This window comes from Devosia sp. XK-2 (genome assembly GCF_037113415.1).
In the GTDB taxonomy this organism is placed as follows: domain Bacteria; phylum Pseudomonadota; class Alphaproteobacteria; order Rhizobiales; family Devosiaceae; genus Devosia.
The window spans coordinates 2,408,377-2,427,501 of record NZ_CP146608.1 but is presented as its reverse complement, the minus strand read 5'-3'; the positions used below and the strand labels follow the sequence as shown (position 1 = coordinate 2,427,501).

Sequence of the window (19,125 nt, the reverse complement as noted above, 5' to 3'; positions counted from 1 at the left end):
AACAACCGTGGACGCCAATCACCCAATCCCCACAATCTCCGCCTCTGCTGCGCCCAACACCGCCACATCCCCCACAACCTTGCCCATCAGCGCCCGCGCCAGCGTCGAGGCGAAGGAGATTGTGCCGGATTTGGGGTCGGCTTCGTCTTCGCCCACAATGGTAAAAGTCTGGGTGCGGCCGTCGTCGCGTCGAAACGTGACGCGGGAGCCGAAGGCGACGATGTCGTTGCTCTCCGGCGGCGGCACGAGCTGGGCGGTGCGGATGCGCTCGTTGAGGTAGCGTAGGTCACGGTAGGGATTGGCGGCCTGGCGGCGGCGCTCATTGATGTCTTCAATGGCGAGCGCGTCTTCATAGGCGGCGCTAGCCTCAGCCAGTTGGTGTTGGAGCGCGGCAAGCCCATTGGCGGTCACCAGGTTTGGGCCCTGCGGGACAGGCTTTTCCGGCAGCATGGTTTCAGCCGCCGTCTCGGCACTATCTTCCTTGGTAAAAGCAACACTCACTGAAGCAATCCTGGTTCCGGATGAAGTGAAGGGTGGCCCTTTCAGAGCCGTGTTATCCCGGCGCAGGGCTGGGACCGTCATCATGTAGGCATTCTGACGATGATGCGGAACGGCCGGAGATCAATTCCAAGCGAGCCCAGTTCGGGCACCAGGTTGGCATCTTCGGCAGGCGCTACAACGTGGCCAGAAGCTCGAGGAATTCCTGGCGGGTGGGCAGGGCGCCGGTGGATTTTTCCTGGGGGAGATTGTTGGTGATATCGACGGTGCTGAGCATGATGATCATGCCGCCGACGTCTTTTTCCATGGTGTACCAGGGGCACATGACGCAGGTCTGGCGGATGGGTTTGCCGTTGCGATCCTTGAGGAAGGCGCGCGGTCGGCGGAGCGTAGCGCCGTTTAGTACCTGCACATGTTCGCGTCTGACTTCTTCGGTCAGGTCGGGGTGCTCGTCATAGTGCTTGCGACCCACCAGTTCCTGTGGCGACTTGCGGCCATGGCCCGCGGCCCAATAATTGCTGACGGCCAGGTAGCGCATATCCCGATCCAGCACGGCAATGGCGGCCGGGATGTTGATGAGCAGAGAGCGCAGGAGCAGGCTGCGGCCGGCCGATTGCGCATTGGCGATGGCGCGTTCGGAAATGTCCCTGACCGTACCGACGACGGCGACGGGTTCGCCGAGCTTGCTCAGGACGACATCGGCAAAGCACTCGACGATATGCACCTTTTCCCCATCGGGGGTGACCCGCAGGACGAAGCGGTAGCCGCATTTCTGGGTGATGGCCTGGGTGAGAAGCTCGGCCCCGCGGCGCCTGTCCTCGCGCGCCAGGGAGGCGAGGACCTGGCTGACGGGGAGCCCATCGCGCGTGGGGGCGTAGCCATAGATACGGCAGGCCATATCCGAGAGGTAAAACCGGCCTGCGGCTATATCGAGCTGAAAACAGCCAATGCCCATGTGGTGTTCGAGGATCTGGATAATCGCCAGAGGGTTAGAGTCATGCCGGCCGGAAATGTCCGACAGAACGCTCGGAACAAGACTTGCTGAGGTCAATCCAGAGGCCATTGATGTTCCTCGCTCGGTTAGACAATTGCCGATGCCAGCGAATTGGCTGGTCTAAACGTTCGCCAAGACATGCCGCTATTGCCGTTGTTTGGGCCTATAGATGTCCTGATGAGGTTACTACTAAGTATATCTGCCCGCCCGCTTTTACAGTCAGCGCGCATATGGAAAATTGTGGCCGAACGCGGCGTGTCCGGCCGCCGAATGCCTTAGCTGCGCAATATCTTTTCCATCTTCTTGCCCTTGGCCAGTTCGTCGACGAGTTTGTCGAGATAGCGCAGTTCGCGCATGAGGGGGTCTTCGATGTTTTCGACGCGGATGCCGCAGACGACGCCGGTGATGAGGCTGCGATTGGGGTTGAGCCTGGGTGCGTTGGCGAAGAAATCCTCGAATGTGGTTTTGTTGGCCAGTTCGGCATCGAGGGAAGCCCGGTCGTGGCCAGTGAGCCAGAAGAAGATTTCGTCGACCTCGGCCTTGGTGCGTCCTTTCTTTTCTGCTTTGGCGACATAGTGCGGATAGACGCTGGCGAGGCTGGTGGAAAAGATGCGGTGTCCGGCCATTGCTCTGTCCAGATCGATTGGTGGGGACGCCTCGAGGTTAACATGGATGGGGGCACAAAAAAGCCCGGTCGATGACCGGGCCTTTTTGATCGGGTCGCGAGTCAGTCAGTGCATCTGGCCGGACCAGTGGTCTACTTCCTTGCGGACGTCATCCTTGGTCTTGCCATAACGCTCCTGAAGCTTGCCTTCGAGCTGTTCGCGATTGCCGTCGATCTGGGCGAGATCATCGTCGGTGAGCTTGCCCCATTGTTCCTTGGCTTTGCCCGAAAACTGCTTCCAACTGCCTTCAATGCGGTTCCAGTCCATGCAATTTCTCCTTTCAATTGTGGATGAAAGGGAAACGCCTCGGGCCATCTGGCGTTCCGGTTGGGCCGATCAAATCTGCGCATCGGGCCGGTTCGGGCCGTTCCGGCGGATACGGGTATTGATGGCGTCGAGCAGGAAGCCGAGGGCGACAGCCAGGATGATGGCGGCGAGCATGCCGATGATTGGCTGGGCGCTGAACCAGTGGCCGGCCAGATAGCCCATGGTCACGTTATAGGCCGCCCACAATGTGCTGGCTGCCAGGCAAAAGGGGGCGAAGCGCCAGAATGCATAGCCGGTGCTTCCGGCGGTCAGGTTGACGGCCAGGCGGGCCCAGGGAATGAAACGCGCCGTGAGGATGACCATGCCGGCGCGACGGCCAAGGCGGCGCGAGGCCCAGCGCAGCAGGCGCACGAGCGGACGCAGCCGGGTCGATTGCAGGCGCCGGACGCCAATGAACCGACCCAGAAAATAGGTCAGGGTGTCACCGACCAGCGCGCCCAGCGCGGCGATGAGCAGCAGCAACACGATATCGGGCTCGGCGTGGGACGCGGCCAGGGAGGCCAGGCCCACAATGACCACTTCGCTGGGGAATAGTGGGAAAAAGCTATCGAGGATGACCAGCCCCAGGGCGATGGCATAGACCCAGGGCGAGGCGGCCAGGGGCAGGACGAGGTCGTTCAGAATATCCATTGCGGGTCATCGGCTGGGTCGGGGATGCCCAGGATAGACCGGCATGGCCAAGATGGTGTGACAGTCCCGGCCGTGAGGCACAGGCCTCGGGCGACCCGTTGCGGCAGTGTGATCCTCGGCCGTTATAGAGTGGCGCGATAAAGCGCCACGCGAATGCCGCCATGGAGCACCGGGGGGAGCGGCGGCTCGAAGGTCAGGCCGGTGGCCTGGGCCAATTGCTTGTCGGCGGTGACGATGCCCACTCGCCAGCCGGAGAAGCGGGTTTTGAGAACCGTGCCGAGCGTGCGGTGCAGGCCGATCAGCGGGCCTTTCTGGCCGATGCGGGTGCCATAGGGGGGATTGACGATGACAAGGCCCGGCGGGCCTTCGGGCGGGGTCAATTGCTCGATGGATTGCGGGGTGAAGCTGGTCAGTGCATCGACGCCGGCGCGGGCGGCGTTTTCGTTTGCCATGCGGATGGCGCCGGGGTCGCGGTCAAAGCCGTAAAAGCGCGTGACGGCGGTTCCGGCAGGGCGGCTTGTCTTCAGGCTCGACCAGGCGGCGGCATCGAAGCCGGGGAGTTGCTCGAAGGCAAAATTGCGCGCGCGACCGGGGGCGATGCCGAGGGCGATCTCGGCGGCCTCGATCACAAAAGTGCCCGAGCCGCACATGGGGTCGAGCACCGGTTCGGCGCCGCTATAGCCGCATTGGGCCAGGAACATGGCTGCCATGGTTTCGCGCATGGGCGCCTTGGCAACACCTTCCTTGAATCCGCGCTTGTGCAGAGAGGCGCCGGTGGTATCGATGCTGATGGTGACCAGATCGTCCTCGATCCGCACCATGACGCGCAGGATGGCGTTTTCGGCTATGGGCGCACCCAGTTCGACGCCGATAGCGGTGGCGACGCGCTGGGCGGCGGCGCCGGCATGGTAAATGCGGGAGCGTTTGCAACTGGCTTCCACGTGAACCGGGATATCGGCGCGCAGCCATTGGGCCCAGGGCAGTTTGCGGGCGCGCTTGTCGAGCTGCGCCAGATGCATGGCCCGGAAACTGGTGAGGCGCGCCAGAACGCGGGTGGCGCCGCGCAGGACGAGATTGGCGCGCCAGACATCGGGCCAGGTGCCGGGAAAGGTGACACCACCATCGACGATTGCCGCATTGGCAAATCCGGCGACCCTGGCCTCCTCAGCCAATGGCGCTTCAAGGCCGGGCGTTGCGACAAGGAAAATATCGAAGGGATCGGTGCTGTGCATGGGCGAGCAGTAGCTGTGCGCTGATGTGCTGGCAAGTTTGTGCGGAGGGAGGGTTACGCCGGGAGGGTTTTATGTTTATATCGCCAAATGACGATGAATGATCGTCATCCATCACCGACATCAAGAGAGCTTCGCGATGACCGAATATGTGCCGCCCAAAGTCTGGACCTGGGACAAGGAAAACGGAGGCGCCTTTGCCAGCACCAACCGACCGATTGCCGGGGCGACTCATGAGCAGGTGCTGCCACGGGGCGCGCATCCGATCCAACTCTATTCCCTGGCAACGCCCAATGGCCAGAAGGTGACCATCATGCTCGAGGAGCTGCTGGCCGCCGGGCACGATGCGGAATATGACGCATATCTGATCAATATCGGCAAGGGTGGCCAGTTCGGCTCGGGCTTTGTCTCGGTCAACCCCAATTCCAAGATCCCGGCGATGATGGATTACGGCCCTGAGACGCCGATCCGCCTATTCGAAAGCGGTTCGATCATGGTGTATCTGGCCGACAAGTTCGATGCCTTCCTCAGCAAGGATGTGGCGCAGCGGGCCGAGACTATGAACTGGCTCTTCTGGCAGATGGGCAGCGCTCCCTTTGTGGGCGGTGGTTTCGGGCATTTTTACGCCTATGCGCCTGAGAAGTTCGAATATCCGATCAATCGCTATGCGATGGAAACCAAACGCCAGCTCGACGTGCTCGATCGCCAGTTGGCGGAGCACGAATTCGTCTCGGGCAGCGAATATACGATCGCCGATATGGCGATCTTTCCCTGGTATGGCGGGCTGGTGCTTGGTCGGGCCTATAACGCGGCCGAATTCCTCGATGTGGGGACCTACAAGAATGTCATCCGCTGGGCCCGCCAGGTCGATGCGCGCGAGCCGGTCAAGCGCGGGCGGTGCGTGAACGCAGCTGGTGGGCCGGAAGATGAGCACCTGGCGGAGCGACACTCGGCGGCCGATATCGACAGGGTTGTAGCCCTGCGCAAGGAGCGCGGGACGGTCTAGGCAGGGACAGACATCCCATCCCTCCGGTCTTTCGCCTTCAAACCTCTCCACCGGAGAGGTTTGCCCTTTAGGGCCGGTTCGCAACCCGTCAACGGGAGTGAGGCCATTATTCGTCATTGTCCGCGGACGGTCGAAATCGACCGACATCGTTCGTCGTATGGTCAAACCATGATTGGAGGCGTGCGATGCAGTTTATGGCCCTTGTCTATATCGATCCCGGCGCAATGGACGGAATGAGCGCGGAGGACTTCCGGCGGCTCGACGATGCAACAATCGAACATGACCACAAATTACGGGCCAGCGGCCATCTGATCTTCGCCTCGCCCCTGGCCGCGCCGGAGACCGGTCGGGTATTGCGCTTTGCCAATGGGGAGCTGATCACGCTTGACGGTCCTTATGCGGAAAGCAAGGAAGTGGTCGCCGGATTCCTGCTGCTTGAGGTCGAGAGTGTCGAGGCTTTGACGCCCCTGTTTGAGGACGATCCGATCCTGAAATATGGGCGAATGGAAATCCGGCCCCTGGTGCAGCACACCCATAGCCAGACCGGGCAAGGGCGGCCGGAATTTGCCCATAGCACAGACTGATCGGGGCAATTGAGGCGCGGGCTATACACGCCCTGTTAAGCCTGAGCGGACCATTATGCGAGGCGCGGGGGCTGCGTATCGGCCCCTGATGCCTTGTTTGTATCCGCGTTCGAGTAAGCCCCCATGCGTCTGATTATCGGTATCCTGGTCGTCTTCGGTTGTGTGTTCGGCGGCTATTCGGCGATGGGTGGGCATATCGAAGTGCTCTGGCAGCCCTTCGAATTCGTGATCATTCTGGGCGCGGCGATTGGCGCCTTCATCATTGCCAATGGCGGACCGGTGCTCAAGGCGGTGCCGATGATGTTCGGGACCCTGTTCAAAGGGCCCAAATACAACAAGGCCGCCTATGTCGAGCTGCTGGGCCTGCAGTTCTCGATGTATAAGCTCATCCAGCAAAAGGGCATTCTGGGTATCGAAGCGCATATCGAGGACCCGCATAACTCCACGCTGTTCAACGCCTTCCCGACCTTTGCCAAGAACCACCACGCGGTGGAGTTCGTGTGCGACTACATGCGCATGGTGACCATGGGGTCCAATAATGTGCATGAGATGGACGCGCTGATGGATGAGGAACTGGAGACCCATCACCAGGAGCAGGAGCGCCTGGTTTCGGCTATGCAGGCTATTGCCGATGGTACGCCTGCCCTCGGCATCGTGGCTGCGGTGCTGGGCGTGATCAAGACCATGGGCGCCATTACCGAGCCGCCCGAAGTGCTTGGCCACCTGATCGGCGGCGCATTGGTGGGTACGTTTTTCGGTGTGTTCGTCGCCTATGGTTTCTTCGGCCCGATGGCCCAGTCGCTCAAGAATACGTTCGAGGCGGAGGCGAAATACTTCCTCTCGCTCAAGGTTGGCCTTCTGGCCCATATCGGCGGGCAGCCGCCGGTCATGGCCATCGAGTTCGCCCGCAAGGCACTAATGAGCGAGGTGCGCCCGAGCTTTGCCGAAGTGGAAGCCGCCACCGCCGCCCTGCCAGCGACGGCGTGATAGAGGGAAAAGCGGGTAAGCCAGAATGGCGAATTACGATCAGCCGATCATCATCAAGAAGGTAAAAAAGAACAAGCACGCCCATCATGGCGGCGCCTGGAAGATTGCCTATGCCGACTTTGTGACGGCGATGATGGCCTTCTTCCTGCTGATGTGGCTGATCAGCATGACGACGCCCGAGCAGAAGGAAGGCCTGGCCAATTATTTCGCGCCAGCCTCGCTCAGCACAACGACCAGCGGCGCGGGCGGGGTGATGGGCGGCAGTGCCATGGATAATTCGGGCAGCCAGATGTCCGGCTCGTCAGCGGATGTGATCGAGGACCGACCGGCTTCGCCGCAGAGCTCGGACCAGGGCACCACCGACACCCATATTGGCGGCGCGGCCCGGCAGCAGGGCAGCGAACAGCGCGCCAGCAGCGACAGCGAGTTCAATCTGCAGTCTCTGGAGGCTCAGGCGTTCCATAGCGCGGCGGCCAGCATCAAGCAGGCCTGGCAATCACTGCCCGAGGTCACGCCCTTCATGGACAACCTGCTGATTGAAGAGACCAAGGATGGCCTCGATATCCAGATTGTCGATCAGCAGGGACGGCCGATGTTCCCCGAGGGGTCGAAATATCCGCTGGAGCAGACGCGCGCAGCCATTGCCGCTATCGGCCCCATCCTGCAGCAGCTCAATGCGCAGGTGACGATCTCTGGGCACACGGCCGCGGGCGGACGCTATGACAATCCGCGCTATGGTCCCTGGGAGCTTTCGGCAGACCGAGCCAATGTGGTGCGGTCTATTCTGGGCGAATTCGGTATGAGCGATGATCGCTTCAAGGCGGTGTCGGGCCGGGCTACCGATGAACCCTTCTTCCCCAACGACCCCTATATGGCGGCCAATGAGCGGGTGCGGATCACGGTGCTGCATGCGCCGCCGCCGGTCCCGGCGGGGCTTGAATTCTAGCATATTTGCTAAAATCGGGCAGCAGTGCATTAACCCTTGCATATCACCGAAGGCGAGCGGCAGGCCCGGAAATGGCCGAATTAATGGGTCGTTAGGGGTTTGCATTGCGAAGCTATTTCCACAAGGCGGGCAGGAGCCCGTGATGGAGGTAGGAACCCATGCGCGTCGGCAAGTCCATATTCGCGGTCCTCGTTCTGGCGTCGTTGAGCTCTGTCGCAATGGCAGACGAGTGGATCGCTGAGCGCTTGCGTGGCGGCGTCATGCAATTTGAACATGGCAATTGGGTCGTGCTGCAACGCGGCGACATCGTCCCCGATGGCGGCAAAATCCGCACGGCAGGCGATGGCCGCGTGGAACTGGTTCGCGGGCAGGAGCGGATCGCCCTGGCCGCCGATACCGAGATCGCCGTGCGCGATGCGGCCGGGCAGAAGATGACCAGTGTCATCCAGAGCCGCGGCGAGGTGACGATTACCGCCGAAAAGCGCAATGTGCAGCATTTCTCCGTGCAGACGCCGGTGCTGGCTGCGGTCGTCAAGGGTACGCAGTTTACGGTGACCTATCGGGGCGGCCTGGCGCGCGTGGATGTCGACAATGGCGTGGTGCAGGCGCAGGACGGCGTGCACGGCATGGTGGTCGATGTGACGCCGGGGCAGTCGGCGACGGCGAGCCGGGATGTGCCCCTCGATATTGCCGGGCCGGGATCGGACAGAGCGGTTTTCCTGATCGAGGGTGCGCCGGTGCCGGCTGTGGCCCGCGAAGCGGTGCTGAGCGGCGCACTGGCGGCGACGGATGCCATGGAGGCGGTAAAGACGCGCGCCGTTCCCAATATCAATGCTAGCGTGAATGCCGGCGGGCAGGGCAATGCTGTCAGCGCCAGTGTTCGCGCCAATAACGGGAATGGAAACGGCAATGGCGGCGCCGGTGCTTCCGCCGACCATGGCAACGGAAATGGCCACCGCAATGGCACTGGTCAGGGCGGCGAAAATGGCAATGGCGGCGCGGGCGCTTCTGTGGACCGTGGCGGCGGCAACGGTAATGGCAATGGCAACGGTAATGGCGGTAGCGATGCAAGGGCCGCCGTCGATCCCGGTCATGGCAATGGTAACGGCAACGCCAATGGCCACGACAAGGGCCTTGGCGCCGATGTCGCCGTGAGCGTTGGTAATGGCGGCGGCCATGGTCTCAAGTTGGGGCTGACGCTTTAGTCAGCCAGTCTGCTCGCGCTGTGCGGGCTGGGTCAAAAGATCGCAAAGATCCGTGCCGGAAATTGGCCGGCTGAAATAATAGCCCTGGCCGTAGGTGCAGCCCATCTCCGCCAATAGACGGGCGGCGTTTTCATCCTCCACGCCTTCGGCGATAGTGAGCTTATCCATTTTCGCCGACAGATCGATGATGGCGGCAAGCAGGCTACGGTCCGCCGCCGATGTGCGATCGCGCACAAAGCTCTGGTCGATCTTGACCAGATCGAATGGCAGATCGCGGAAATAGCTCAGCGAAGAATAACCGGTGCCGAAATCGTCAATGGCCAGGCGCACGCCCAGTTTGCGCAATTGCCACATGACGGCATGCACACGGGCCGGGTCGGTGACGCGGCTACTTTCGGTGATCTCGAGTTCGAGCCGGGAGGCAGGCAGGCCGGAGCGATGCAGGGCGGCGGCGACGGTGACGGCAATATCGGCCTGGTGGAACTGGACGGGGGAGACATTGACAGCGACGGTTATCGGGCTGGGCCAGGATGCCGCCTGCTGACAGGCCTCGCGGAGAATCCAGCGGCCCAATTCGACGATAAGACCGGTCTCTTCGGCCAGGGGAATGAACTCGGTAGGGGACACCGAGCCCAGTTCGGGATGGTCCCAGCGCATCAGGGCCTCGGCGCCGATGATATTGCGGGTCCTGAGGTCGACCTGCGGCTGGAAATTGAGCCGTAACTGGTTGCGGCTCAGCGCCCGGCGCAGGTCACGGTCCAGTTGCCGGTGGCGATCGAGCGCGGTCTGGTCGGACGGGCTGAAGCCGCGCGCCTTGACCCTGTCGGCCCGCGCCTGAATGAGCGCGATCTCCGCGCGGTTGAGCAATTCGTCGCGGCTGTCCGCGCCCGACGCATAGCCGGCGACGATCTCCACATGTAGGTGATGTTCGTCGGCGTGATATTCGCCAGACAGGCTCGAACAGAGCTGGCGGGCAATGCGGGACATTTGGTCGGCGTCGCCATTGTCGGGGTTCGCCAGGGCGAAGGTGGAGGGGGCTGTCCTGGCGATTTCGGCAAACCCGGCATGGGAGAGGCGGTGGGCGAACTGGCGGATGACATTTTCCACCACGTCGTGCCCCAGCGTTGCCCGCAGCTCATCGGTGGCCTGGAGTTGCAGCAGCACGAGTAATTGCGGGGTGGCATGGGGTGGTAGTTCGATCAGGCCCTGGCGCGAGAGCAAACCTGTTGCCGCATCGTGGGTTGCCATGAATTGCAGCCGTTGCTGGGCGCTGCGGCGGGCCTGAAGGTGGTGGTAGCCATTGTCCGCCACGGCCAGGCCGAGCAACAGGAAAAGGCCCATATGCAGGCTTGCCGTGCTGATCATCAGCCCGGCCTGCGCAAAGGCAAGTGCGGCCAGTGCTTCGCCAATCAGCGAGATTGCGACCAGCGCAACAAAAATGACGGGCAATCTGGCTTTGCGTAGCCAGAACAGCGATATCAGGACCAGCGCGAAAACGATTACTGTCCCGGGAAGGCTACCCAGATTGGTCAGGACACGACCGGCCTTGAGCGTTTCGAGGGTCAAGGCCTGAAGCACGGGACCGGGGATGACACCATAGCGGGGCACCGTGAAAAAATCGCGCAGTTCAATGGCGCTGGCGCCGACAATGATCTGTTTGCCGGCCAGAATGGCCGGATCGACGCGGCCATAGAGGATATCAGTAAAGCTGACCCGCTGAAGGCCTGCCAGATCGAGGCTGAAATCAATCTCCAGTATATCGGGGAGCGGTCCGGAGACCCGAGCCAGTTGGACTGCAAGTGCCGGGATGGTGCCCTCGGCGTCAGTGGCTGCAATGGGCAGGCTGTGGGCGGTGCCGGTCAGGGGATCGAGCAGCACATTGACCAGGACCGGATCGGCGGCAGCGGCGAATTCGGGCAGTGGGCGGGAAAAATACAGCTGTCCGTCGGCGCCGGTTTGGGCGAAGGCAGCGAGCCAGGCATAACCGCCCGCCCGCTCCAGGGCCGCTGTGAACAGAGCGTCGTCGAAGGGGTCGCTGCTGCTGGAAAAGTCGATATCGAAGGCGACCTCGTCAACGCCCGCTGCCAAGAGCCGGTCGAGCAGGGTGGCATGCAGGCCGCGCGGCCAAGGCCAGACACCGATTTCGGCAAGGCTGGCACTGTCGATCTCGACCACAATGGTGGTGTCGCTCACCGGGTGGGAGGCGATGGTCAGTCGCCAGTCTGTCAGCCGGTGGTCGAGCGAGGCAAGCATGCCTGTCTGTGTCAATGCCAGCAGCACCAGCATTGTCGCAGTGGCCACGCCCCATCTGATCAAGTGCCGCAAAGCGTTCTCCCCATGCCGGGGCATTGTGTGCGAGGTGCACTGATATCCGGTTAAGATCGGATTTGGTCGCCGGGTGGAACAGAGCGAGCATTGGCGACGTTACCAGCCAATACCTATCAAAGGTCAGGACAATCCCATGCTGCAATTGCTGCTTATTCTCGTGATCGTTGCCCTGGTGGCCGGCGCCATGGGATTTACCGGCCTGGCTGGTGCTGCGGCGACGCTGGCAAAGCTGGTGGCCGCTATCATGCTGATCGGGATCGTCATCATCCTGGTGCTGGCGCTGACCGGCGTGGCCGTGCTGCTATAGCCTTGTTTGGCACAGTCAGACGCGCCGGGCGCTAGAGGAAAAGCTTGAATCCCTCGTGGCTGGCCTCGAACCCCAGCTTTTCGTAGAAGCGATGGGCGTCGAGCCGAACCTTGTTGGACGTAAGCTGGACCATGCCGCAACCGGCCTCGCGGCAAAGATCGAGGGCCCATTGTACCATTTTCGTCCCGAGCCCGTTGCCGCGCTGGTCGGCGCGAATGTGCACGTTTTCCAATAGGCCGCGCTTCATGCCGAAGCGCGGAAGGCCGGGAATAATGCTGATCTGCAACGTGCCGACCACCTCACCATTGGTTTCGGCAACGATGAGGCGGTGCTCGGGACTGGCTGCAATCTGGGCGAAAGCGGCCCGATAGCGCGGATCCGAAAGGCTCGTGGGATCGAGCGGAGGGGTTTGGGCGCCACGCGCATCTCCCGCGTGGCTCAATGTCAGAATAACCGGGATGTCGGCCGGTGTTGCGTCGCGGAAGGTCAGTGCGGTCATGGCGGGCTTGTGCATTGCCGGGTGGGGAGCGGTAGCCTTGGCGGTCGCGGCATTATCCGTCAAGGGGCGGAACGCGCGGCTTCAGGCTGAGCGGGGCGCCAGAAGCCTGGCGAGCCCCAGGACGCCCAGGGCCAGAAATGCGGGCGCGAGAGCGAATAGCGGCAAACCGGCGGCCCATAGGGCACCAGTGCCCGCCCAGAGAATGGATGAAAATGCCTCGCTCAGCGTTGCGGCGCGCGACGCGACCTGGCGGCGGCGAAACATTGATCGTTTGGCGGTGACGCGGAACCAGAGCTGGATGGCTGTGGAGGCCGAGGCCGCGGCGGCCGCGCAAATGGCAATTATGGCGGCCATGGGCCAGGCAGCGAAGCTGATCAATACCAGCAACGGCGCCATGACGGCGAGTATGACGATCAGTACGGCCTCGATCTTGGCGCGCAGGATGGTGGCCCGGGTCAATGGCGCGGTAGCAACCAGATCATGGGCATCCTCGCCCGAAATGGCAAGCCAGGCGAGGCCGCCGGCCAATTGACCGCATGCCATGACCAGGACCGGCACGATGACGATGAATGTGCCATCGCCCGATGCGGATCCATAATTGATCCAGAGCAGCAGGGCCGGCGGAACCAGATAGAGCAATTGCATCAGGGTTTGCGAAAGCAGCCACGGGTCGCGCCGGAGCAGCATGAATTCCTTGCGACGAAGGGCCCGCCGCTGGCTGGTTGCCGTAAAGGCGTGGCGCGATGGGCGGCGCTGGTTGCGGATGTGATTGAGCCCCGCGGCGGCCGTGGCGAGGCGTCCATAGCTTGGGGCGATGAAGGCGATGGCGAGAACCAGAATGATGGCGGCCGAACCCGTGAACAGCAAGGCCGGCAGTGGTTCGCCCAAAATGGCGCGGGCGGGAAGCCAAAGCGGGCTGTCGAGTTCCGGCGCGGCGGCGACAAGAGCCTGGGACTGGAAGAAGGCCAGGCGTGAAAAGCCTTCATGGGAGAGAATGGCGGCGGCCTGAATGCCGATGACAAAACCGGCGCCGACAATGCCGGCGACGATCTGGGCGATGAGCCGGGTGCGGCGCGGCCCGGCAATGCGGAAGAGCAGCCGGGTCATGGCCATGGCAAGGGCAACAGAAAGGGCGGCCAGGGCCAGAAGAGCGAGGAACGCGGAGAGCCAGCGCGGTCCATCCTGGGCCACGAGGGCGAAAACCAGCGGACTGATCAACAGCAGGCCGAGCGTGGCGGTGGAGACAAAGACCGTTGCGGCGCGCACGGCAAAGAGGCGGGCGCTGGAGGCAGGGGAGGAGAGGATGAGATCGAGATCGGAGCGGCCATAATAGACGCGGGTGACTGCTTCGAGGGCCTGGGACAGGGTGACGGTCCAGAACAGCAGACCCATGCCGGATATCAGCACCAGGGTCTGCTTGTCGATGAGAATGCCGGCCTCGACCCAGGGGCGGATGGAGAACCAGGCGATCAGCAGCATGAGGCCGAATACTGCACCGCCACCGATAACCCAACCGACCAGGCGTGTGCGGTGGCCGCCCGTCATCATGGCCATGACGTCGCGCCAGGCGAGCCGCAATTCGTGTGCCGCAAGCCAGGGCAGGGAGGCCGGGACGAAGTTCACGCTGCGTCCTGACCGGCCGCTTCGCCCTCGGCCACGAGATCAAGAAAAATCTCCTCAAGCGTGGTTTCGCGGCCGATGCGCGCGCGCAGTTCGGCCAGCGTGCCCTCGGCAATCAGGCGCCCCTCCGCGATAACGCCGATGCGTTCGGCCATGCGTTCGGCGACCTCGAGGATATGGGTTGTCATGATGACCGTGACGCCCGAGGCGGTCTTGCTGCGCAGGACGTCCTTGACCTGACGGGCCGATCCGGCATCGAGACCGGTCAGGGGTTCATCGAGGATGATCAGGTCCGGATCGTGGACCAGGGCGCCGGCAAGGGCCACTTTTTGCAGCATGCCCTTGGAGAAGCCGCCGCAGAGCTGATTGGCATGCGGTGCCAGGCCCAACCAGTCGACGAGTTCGTGGGCGGTCTGGCGGGCGCGGGCCGGTTCCACCTGCCAGAGGCCGGCGACGAAATCGAGATATTCGAGCGGGGTCAGACGGTCGTAGACCATAGGCTCGTCGGAAATCCACGCCATGCGGCGTTTGGCGGAAACCGGATCGGCCAAGGCGTCAATGCCCAATATCGATATTGTACCGGCGTCGGGCTTGAGCAGACCGGCGACCATACGCAGGATCGTGGTCTTGCCGGCGCCATTGGGGCCCAGAAGGGCATAGAATTCGCCGGGTCGAATGGTCAGATCGACGCCTTTGACCACGGGGCGGTCAAACGATTTCTTGAGACCGGAAACGGAGAGGGCGGCGGGCATGGCGAGCTCCTAACTGAGCAGAGACGCTAGCCTTACCGCCCTTTCGGTCAAGTGAATGGCAATCGTTAATGAAAGCCTCAGGCGGCGGCCAGCGCCCTTTCCAGGACGGTGAGAGTCACCTCGACATTGCCGCGAGTGGCGTTGGAATAGGGGCAAACCTGATGGGCCTTGTGAACCAGATCTTCGGCCTGGGCGCGCTCAAAGCCGGGGATGGCGACCTTGAGCTCGACGGCGATGTTGTAGCCGACGCCATTGGCGTTCTCGCCGAAGGAGACGGCAGCGTCGATGGTGGTTTCGTCTGGGATCTTGACCTTTTCGCCGCGGGCGACGGCCTTGAGGGCGCCCAGGAAGCAGGCGGAATAGCCGGCGGCAAAAAGCTGCTCGGGATTGGTGCCGGGACCATCATTTCCGCCCATCGCCTTGGGGGTGTCGAGAGTGACTTCCAGACGGCCGTCATCGGTCCTGCTGGTGCCGGTGCGGCCGCCGGTGGTGTGGGCATGGGCGGTGTAGACTGCAGATTTGATGCTCATTGAGAAAGCTCCTTGCTTGGGATGAAAAATACATAATGCACAATTAAATTGTGCGCAATGGAATTTTGTGTGTTAGTCTGATGCGAGATGAAAGGGCCATGCCAATGGCGGACGAAACCATGCCCACGATCGACCAGATGCTGTGCTTTGCCGTCTATTCGGCGGGGCATGCTTTCACGCGGTTTTATAAGCCACGCCTGGATGCTCTGGAGCTGACCTATCCGCAATATCTGGTATTCCTGGTGCTCTGGGAACGCGATGATCTCACGGTCAAGGCGCTGGGAGATAAGTTGTTCCTCGATTCAGGGACGATTACGCCGCTGATCAAGCGGCTCGAGGCGCGTGGGCTGGTGGAGAGACGGCGCGACGAGGATGATGAGCGGCAGGTGCGCATCAGGCTGACAGCCGCCGGGCGGGCACTGAAAGGAAAGGCGGAGGCCATTCCACTGGCCGTTGTGGAGGGAACGGGATTGCCGCTGGACGGCGTCGAGGCCTTGCGCCGGGAACTCCTGGCGTTGCGCGAGCGGTTGGACAGGATCGGGTAGTACAGCAAGCTTTCGTTCACCATGACGCATCGAACGGAGTAACCAAGTGTTGCGCCCTGTCGAATAAACTTCCGCACGAATGGAGGTCCACATGCAGATTGGTGGCGATTATCCCAAACCTGTCATGGTCAACGGATATGCCTGTCACAATTGCGATGAGGTCAGCGCGGCAAAACGCGGCGAGGACCCATCACGAGCAGCCGCGCGGCTCGACCCGGCGGTGGACTTTGGCGGCAGTCTCGCAGGGCGCAGGGCAATGGTTGCGACTATAGCCGAGCCTCAGGCACTCGTGGATAAATACGCCTGATCGTCAGCGCAGTCCGATTGCATCAACCTGTCCGGACCGGCAGTCGCTGTCGGCGGGCTCGGCGGCGAGCATCAGGCGCGAGAGATCGTCAGGGCCAGTGATTTGTCCAGTCAGGTTGATCTGCAGTTCGGTGACGAGCGTGCGGTTGCCGTCGCGGACACAATTGATGGACACGCGGTCTCCGGTTCCTGCACCAAACGACGCATCGAAGGCAGTGCGCACCTGGTCGAGGGTGATGCGTTTGCCGATATTGCCGGCAAAGAGATCCACCACTTCGGAGGTGTTGAGCGCCAGCATGAGGTCGAGCGAGTCAGCGATATAGTCGCGCTGGTCTGTGCCGTAACAGGTGCCATGTTTGGTCCATTCGTGCCGGTCGAGACCAGATTGGGAGCCTGGCATGACCTCATCGAGATCGCGGCGCTGGGCGATGGTGAGGTCGAGCGGCGGGAGGTCCCGCCAGCGGCCGTCGCGACTGGCCCAGATGTCGCGCTGGGAGACGTCGCAATATTCCCGATCGCGTGGCTGCGGCCAGAGCCCGTGCAGGGTGAAATGGGTCGCCTCAAAGTCATTGGGGCGCTGGTCGCGACATTCGGGCGTATGGGAGGCGGTTTCGCAGAAGGCGGGCTGCCAGTTGACGGCCAGCACATATTGGGTGCCGCGATAGGTTTGGGGCCGGACGGGTTCGTCCGCGGCCGGCGCCAGGGCAATATCGGTGGTACCGCAGGCGATTTCCACCCAACGGCGGTCGGGTTGTGCGCCGGGCACGATGATCCAGAGATGGGTGGCGGGGGTCTTGTTGGCAGCGAGAAGTTCGTAATCCGCGCCCGGCGTCAGGATGACATTGCCTGGATTGGTCTGGCGGCTGATCGATTGGAATGCTGGGCACGCCGATTGCGCGGTGAATGTGCCGGAAAGCGGCGTTTCAGCAGCAGCCGGAAGCGACAGCAGGGTCAATATTGCCAGCGAAAGAAAGCGACGCATGAGCCATCCCCAAAAATATGGGGGAGCCTTAGCGACTCCCCCGACGGTTTGCAAAGCTCAGGAGGTCAAAGCGTGATGCGATAGATGCCGAAGCCGGCCTCGTCGGTTTGGCCGGTCGCCTCAATGCTGACGGCGGTGACGTCGGCGACCTTGTCGGCGGCCTTCGGGCCGGTGGCAAAGAGCACGGTGGTATCGCCAATCGGGGCGAGGGACCAATTGCTGTCGGCCTTGGGATTAATCGTGCCGTTCTCGATGATGAAGCGGACGATGATGTCGCGATTGGTGTCAGGACCGATGAAGATGATGTTTTCAGCACCGGTGCCCGGGAAGGAGCCGCCGCCGCCAGCGCGGTAATTGTTCGAGGCGATGACGAATTTGGCTTCGGGATCGATCGGGGCGCCATCGAACATCAGATCGACGATGCGGTTGGCGTCGGGATTGATTTCTTCCTTGCCGTCCGAGGAATATTTCGAGGGCTGGGTGAGGTCGATCTTGTAGGTCACCCCGTCGATGACGTCGAAATTGTAGGACGGGAAGTCGATATTGATCAGCTCGGCATCCTTGGCGCCGGCTTCGACCTGGTTGAAGATGCCGGCCGAGCGTTCGAGCCAGTTCTTCACATCGGCGCCGGTGACCACCAGGGCCTGGATGGTATTGGGATAGAGATAAAGGTCGGCGACGTTCTTGATGGCGACCGGACCGACGGGGACGTCGGTGTAATAGTCCGGGCCGCCACGACCACCGGCCTTGAAGGGCGCTGCAGCCGAGAGGATGGGCAGGCTTTCCCATTCGGTGCCCTTCATCATCTGGGCGATGTACCAGGACTGGGCCTGCGAGACGATCTGCACCGACGGATCGTCGGCAACGAGAGCGAAATAGGAGTGGAGCGGGGCTGCCGTTTCGCCGACGGGGCGGCGGATATAGTCGAGCGTTTCCTCGTGTTCGACCGCAACTGCATCGGCCACGGTGGCGACGGATTCGACGGTCGGCACATTCTTGTTGTCGACGCGCTCAACGATGGGGCGGGCTTCGGAGGTGTGGGAGACCACATTCCATTTGCCGTCGGCATCGACTTCGAGCAGCAGGTCGACAAGGCCCATATGCGAGCCCCAGAAGCCAGGCATGACGGCCGGCTTGCCATTGAGCGTGCCGGTGACAGTATCGACGCCCTCGATGCCCTCATAATTCGGACCGGGGAAGACGCGGTGGTGATGGCCGGTGAGGACGACGTCGATGCCATCGACGGCGGCCAATTGCAGCGAGGCGTTTTCCATGCCGGGGATGTGCTCGCCACCTTCGATGCCGGAATGGGAAAGGGCCACGACGATGTCGGCGCCTTCTTCGCGGATCCTTGGTACCCAAGCCTGGGCGGTTTCGACAATGTCGCGCACCACGACCTTGCCGGCGAGGTGGGTCGCGTCCCAGGTCAGGATCTGGGGCGGCAGGAAGCCGATAACACCGATCTTGATGGTATGGGTGGCACCCGAACCGTCGGTCAGTTCCTTTTCGAAGATGCGATAGGGCGTGAGGTAGGTGTCGTCATTGGTCGGGTCTTCGCCCAGCTCGGTGCCGCGCACCAGATTGGCCGAGACCAGCGGGAAATTGGCGCCTTCCAGAGCCCTGTCGAGGAATTCCAGGCCATAGTTGAATTCGTGATTGCCCAGGGTTGCGGCATCGTAGCCGAGCGTATTGAGGGCAGCCACGGCGGGGTGGATGTCGCCTTGGTTGAGGCCCTTTTCATAGGCCATGTAGTCACCCATGGGATTGCCCTGGATGAGGTCGCCATTGTCGAACAGGACGGCATTGCCGGCTTCGGCGCGAATGGATTCGATGATGGCCGCGGTGCGCGCCAGACCCATCGTGTCGTTGGGGGCGTCGGCATAATAATCGTAAGGCAGGATGGCGACGTGAATATCGGTGGTTTCGATGATGCGCAGATGGGCCTGGTTGGCCTGCGCCATGACGGCGAAGGGGTGCATGGCGACCATGGCGCCGACGCTGGCCGAACCCGCCAGGAAACTGCGCCGCGAAATGGATGGGAAGAAGTTCATTTTGATCGTCTCCAATGAAGTGCCGCTGTGCCGGGGGCGTGCTCCCGGCTGCCGGTTTTCGACCGGTTCTTGGCGCTTCCCCGTCCGCGGGAAGCAGACCGCTCATGCCTTGCCTAAATGACGCGCAGATGACG

21 protein-coding genes are annotated in these 19,125 nt (G+C 62.2%); 8 read left to right on the top strand and 13 right to left on the bottom strand.

Translation table 11 applies throughout. The annotated features are described in order from the left end of the window. Positions 1-18: 18 nt before the first annotated feature. From greA to V8Z65_RS11835, 6 genes are all read right to left on the bottom strand, one after another. Positions 19-501 (bottom strand): transcription elongation factor GreA, encoded by a 483-nt coding sequence (greA, locus tag V8Z65_RS11860; RefSeq protein WP_338720261.1) that lies wholly within the window; start codon positions 499-501, stop codon positions 19-21. A gap of 172 nt (positions 502-673) precedes the next feature. Then, entirely contained in the window at positions 674-1,561 is an 888-nt protein-coding gene (locus V8Z65_RS11855; protein ID WP_338720259.1) for a PAS domain-containing protein, read from the bottom strand. Positions 1,562-1,767: 206 nt separating this feature from the next. Further along, entirely contained in the window at positions 1,768-2,118 is a 351-nt protein-coding gene (locus tag V8Z65_RS11850; RefSeq protein WP_338720257.1) for a DUF2200 domain-containing protein, read from the bottom strand. Positions 2,119-2,223: 105 nt separating this feature from the next. Next, positions 2,224-2,424: a CsbD family protein gene (locus V8Z65_RS11845; protein WP_338720254.1), complete on the bottom strand. Its 201-nt coding sequence runs from the start codon at positions 2,422-2,424 to the stop codon at positions 2,224-2,226. Positions 2,425-2,493: 69 nt separating this feature from the next. Then, a complete protein-coding gene (locus V8Z65_RS11840; protein WP_338720251.1) occupies positions 2,494-3,114 on the bottom strand; it encodes a VTT domain-containing protein in 621 nt (206 codons plus the stop codon). Positions 3,115-3,236: 122 nt separating this feature from the next. Further along, positions 3,237-4,346 (bottom strand): class I SAM-dependent RNA methyltransferase, encoded by a 1,110-nt coding sequence (locus tag V8Z65_RS11835; RefSeq protein ID WP_338720247.1) that lies wholly within the window; start codon positions 4,344-4,346, stop codon positions 3,237-3,239. A gap of 136 nt (positions 4,347-4,482) precedes the next feature. On the opposite strand from V8Z65_RS11835, the gene yghU reads away from it, so the two are divergent. From yghU to V8Z65_RS11810, 5 genes are all read left to right on the top strand, one after another. Continuing rightward, a complete protein-coding gene (gene yghU / locus V8Z65_RS11830) occupies positions 4,483-5,349 on the top strand; it encodes a glutathione-dependent disulfide-bond oxidoreductase (protein ID WP_338724017.1) in 867 nt (288 codons plus the stop codon). 185 nt (positions 5,350-5,534) lie between these two features. Then, on the top strand, positions 5,535-5,933 hold the full coding sequence (locus V8Z65_RS11825; RefSeq protein WP_338720245.1) for a YciI family protein: 399 nt from the start codon (positions 5,535-5,537) through the stop codon (positions 5,931-5,933). A gap of 123 nt (positions 5,934-6,056) precedes the next feature. Next, positions 6,057-6,920: a flagellar motor stator protein MotA gene (motA, locus tag V8Z65_RS11820; protein WP_338720243.1), complete on the top strand. Its 864-nt coding sequence runs from the start codon at positions 6,057-6,059 to the stop codon at positions 6,918-6,920. 25 nt (positions 6,921-6,945) lie between these two features. Beyond that, on the top strand, positions 6,946-7,866 hold the full coding sequence (locus V8Z65_RS11815; protein WP_338720241.1) for a flagellar motor protein MotB: 921 nt from the start codon (positions 6,946-6,948) through the stop codon (positions 7,864-7,866). 158 nt (positions 7,867-8,024) lie between these two features. After that, complete coding sequence (locus tag V8Z65_RS11810) at positions 8,025-9,071, top strand: FecR family protein (RefSeq protein WP_338720239.1); 1,047 nt, start codon at positions 8,025-8,027, stop codon at positions 9,069-9,071. On the opposite strand, the gene V8Z65_RS11805 is transcribed toward V8Z65_RS11810, so the two are convergent. Further along, a complete protein-coding gene (locus tag V8Z65_RS11805; RefSeq protein WP_338720237.1) occupies positions 9,072-11,372 on the bottom strand; it encodes an EAL domain-containing protein in 2,301 nt (766 codons plus the stop codon). A 160-nt stretch (positions 11,373-11,532) separates the two neighbouring features. On the opposite strand from V8Z65_RS11805, the gene V8Z65_RS11800 reads away from it, so the two are divergent. Further along, the gene (locus tag V8Z65_RS11800) at positions 11,533-11,706 is read left to right on the top strand and encodes a DUF1328 domain-containing protein (RefSeq protein ID WP_338720235.1); all 174 of its coding nucleotides are present in this window, start codon (positions 11,533-11,535) and stop codon (positions 11,704-11,706) included. Positions 11,707-11,737: 31 nt separating this feature from the next. Here V8Z65_RS11800 and V8Z65_RS11795 read toward each other — a convergent pair whose 3' ends face one another. The 4 genes from V8Z65_RS11795 to V8Z65_RS11780 all read right to left on the bottom strand — a co-directional run bounded on the left by V8Z65_RS11795 (position 11,738) and on the right by V8Z65_RS11780 (position 15,107). Beyond that, complete coding sequence (locus V8Z65_RS11795) at positions 11,738-12,205, bottom strand: GNAT family N-acetyltransferase (protein WP_338720233.1); 468 nt, start codon at positions 12,203-12,205, stop codon at positions 11,738-11,740. Positions 12,206-12,286: 81 nt separating this feature from the next. Then, positions 12,287-13,828, bottom strand: a complete 1,542-nt coding sequence (locus V8Z65_RS11790) for a permease (protein WP_338720231.1) — start codon at positions 13,826-13,828, stop codon at positions 12,287-12,289. Beyond that, positions 13,825-14,577, bottom strand: a complete 753-nt coding sequence (locus tag V8Z65_RS11785; RefSeq protein ID WP_338720229.1) for an ABC transporter ATP-binding protein — start codon at positions 14,575-14,577, stop codon at positions 13,825-13,827. Before V8Z65_RS11785 ends, V8Z65_RS11790 begins: the two co-directional genes overlap by 4 nt. 77 nt (positions 14,578-14,654) lie before the next feature. Then, entirely contained in the window at positions 14,655-15,107 is a 453-nt protein-coding gene (locus V8Z65_RS11780) for an organic hydroperoxide resistance protein (RefSeq protein WP_338720227.1), read from the bottom strand. 104 nt (positions 15,108-15,211) lie between these two features. Here V8Z65_RS11780 and V8Z65_RS11775 point away from each other — a divergent pair, with 104 nt between their 5' ends. Both V8Z65_RS11775 and V8Z65_RS11770 read left to right on the top strand, forming a co-directional pair. Continuing rightward, positions 15,212-15,652 (top strand): MarR family transcriptional regulator, encoded by a 441-nt coding sequence (locus V8Z65_RS11775; RefSeq protein WP_338720225.1) that lies wholly within the window; start codon positions 15,212-15,214, stop codon positions 15,650-15,652. A gap of 91 nt (positions 15,653-15,743) precedes the next feature. Next, complete coding sequence (locus V8Z65_RS11770; RefSeq protein ID WP_338720223.1) at positions 15,744-15,959, top strand: hypothetical protein; 216 nt, start codon at positions 15,744-15,746, stop codon at positions 15,957-15,959. A gap of 3 nt (positions 15,960-15,962) precedes the next feature. On the opposite strand, the gene V8Z65_RS11765 is transcribed toward V8Z65_RS11770, so the two are convergent. Both V8Z65_RS11765 and V8Z65_RS11760 read right to left on the bottom strand, forming a co-directional pair. Further along, a complete protein-coding gene (locus tag V8Z65_RS11765) occupies positions 15,963-16,940 on the bottom strand; it encodes a ribonuclease (protein WP_338720221.1) in 978 nt (325 codons plus the stop codon). A 65-nt stretch (positions 16,941-17,005) separates the two neighbouring features. Then, positions 17,006-18,991, bottom strand: a complete 1,986-nt coding sequence (locus V8Z65_RS11760; protein WP_338720219.1) for a bifunctional 2',3'-cyclic-nucleotide 2'-phosphodiesterase/3'-nucleotidase — start codon at positions 18,989-18,991, stop codon at positions 17,006-17,008. Between the last annotated feature and the right edge of the window lie 134 nt (positions 18,992-19,125).

What these genes read in the sequence shown, in the direction of transcription:
- V8Z65_RS11855 (WP_338720259.1), bottom strand. Translation starts at nt 1,561, where the DNA reads ATGGCCTCTGGATTGACCTCAGCAAGTCTTGTTCCGAGCGTTCTGTCG.
- V8Z65_RS11850 (WP_338720257.1), bottom strand. Translation starts at nt 2,118, where the DNA reads ATGGCCGGACACCGCATCTTTTCCACCAGCCTCGCCAGCGTCTATCCG.
- V8Z65_RS11845 (WP_338720254.1), bottom strand. Translation starts at nt 2,424, where the DNA reads ATGGACTGGAACCGCATTGAAGGCAGTTGGAAGCAGTTTTCGGGCAAA.
- V8Z65_RS11840 (WP_338720251.1), bottom strand. Translation starts at nt 3,114, where the DNA reads ATGGATATTCTGAACGACCTCGTCCTGCCCCTGGCCGCCTCGCCCTGG.
- V8Z65_RS11835 (WP_338720247.1), bottom strand. Translation starts at nt 4,346, where the DNA reads ATGCACAGCACCGATCCCTTCGATATTTTCCTTGTCGCAACGCCCGGC.
- yghU (WP_338724017.1), top strand. Translation starts at nt 4,483, where the DNA reads ATGACCGAATATGTGCCGCCCAAAGTCTGGACCTGGGACAAGGAAAAC.
- V8Z65_RS11825 (WP_338720245.1), top strand. Translation starts at nt 5,535, where the DNA reads ATGCAGTTTATGGCCCTTGTCTATATCGATCCCGGCGCAATGGACGGA.
- motA (WP_338720243.1), top strand. Translation starts at nt 6,057, where the DNA reads ATGCGTCTGATTATCGGTATCCTGGTCGTCTTCGGTTGTGTGTTCGGC.
- V8Z65_RS11815 (WP_338720241.1), top strand. Translation starts at nt 6,946, where the DNA reads ATGGCGAATTACGATCAGCCGATCATCATCAAGAAGGTAAAAAAGAAC.
- V8Z65_RS11810 (WP_338720239.1), top strand. Translation starts at nt 8,025, where the DNA reads ATGCGCGTCGGCAAGTCCATATTCGCGGTCCTCGTTCTGGCGTCGTTG.
- V8Z65_RS11800 (WP_338720235.1), top strand. Translation starts at nt 11,533, where the DNA reads ATGCTGCAATTGCTGCTTATTCTCGTGATCGTTGCCCTGGTGGCCGGC.
- V8Z65_RS11795 (WP_338720233.1), bottom strand. Translation starts at nt 12,205, where the DNA reads ATGACCGCACTGACCTTCCGCGACGCAACACCGGCCGACATCCCGGTT.
- V8Z65_RS11785 (WP_338720229.1), bottom strand. Translation starts at nt 14,577, where the DNA reads ATGCCCGCCGCCCTCTCCGTTTCCGGTCTCAAGAAATCGTTTGACCGC.
- V8Z65_RS11780 (WP_338720227.1), bottom strand. Translation starts at nt 15,107, where the DNA reads ATGAGCATCAAATCTGCAGTCTACACCGCCCATGCCCACACCACCGGC.
- V8Z65_RS11775 (WP_338720225.1), top strand. Translation starts at nt 15,212, where the DNA reads ATGGCGGACGAAACCATGCCCACGATCGACCAGATGCTGTGCTTTGCC.
- V8Z65_RS11770 (WP_338720223.1), top strand. Translation starts at nt 15,744, where the DNA reads ATGCAGATTGGTGGCGATTATCCCAAACCTGTCATGGTCAACGGATAT.
- V8Z65_RS11765 (WP_338720221.1), bottom strand. Translation starts at nt 16,940, where the DNA reads ATGCGTCGCTTTCTTTCGCTGGCAATATTGACCCTGCTGTCGCTTCCG.
- V8Z65_RS11760 (WP_338720219.1), bottom strand. Translation starts at nt 18,991, where the DNA reads ATGAACTTCTTCCCATCCATTTCGCGGCGCAGTTTCCTGGCGGGTTCG.